This window comes from Oleiphilus sp. HI0061 (genome assembly GCF_001635675.1).
Genome location: NZ_LWFE01000766.1, coordinates 1 through 362, shown reverse-complemented (window position 1 = coordinate 362; position 362 = coordinate 1). Strand labels below are relative to the sequence as shown.

Annotated in this window: 1 protein-coding gene; it reads right to left on the bottom strand. The window is 44.2% G+C overall.

Going from position 1 to position 362, the window contains the following annotated elements:
• On the bottom strand, positions 1-350 hold a 350-nt coding region (locus A3735_RS09425; protein WP_197485798.1), incomplete at its 3' end, for an acyl-CoA thioesterase domain-containing protein.
• Positions 351-362: the final 12 nt, after the last annotated feature.

The following is a 362-nucleotide window of genomic DNA, read 5'->3' as shown; positions in this document are numbered from 1 at the left end:
AAGAGGCTCTCGGAGGGGTTTGCTTGTTTACCCTTAACTAGCGGCTGAAAAGGAGCACCATAAACAAAGCGCATATCGTATTGGTCTACCCAGCTCGGCATGCCCGGAAATTTTGGTAGTGAATCCACCTCTTCAAAATCTGGTGCATAAGGCATCCTTACTTCATCATTAGACCAAGTCTCATTTCGCTTAGCAAAAACACAACTAGCAGAACACTGCATTACATCGCCTTGCAAAAAATCTACACGCCAATGCTGGTTGGAACGGTTAGTTCTTAATAGAGCAGGTTTGACCACCAACTCATCATCTTCAATCGGCCCCATATAATTAATAGTAATCGATACCGGCATGCCTTCTCTTTC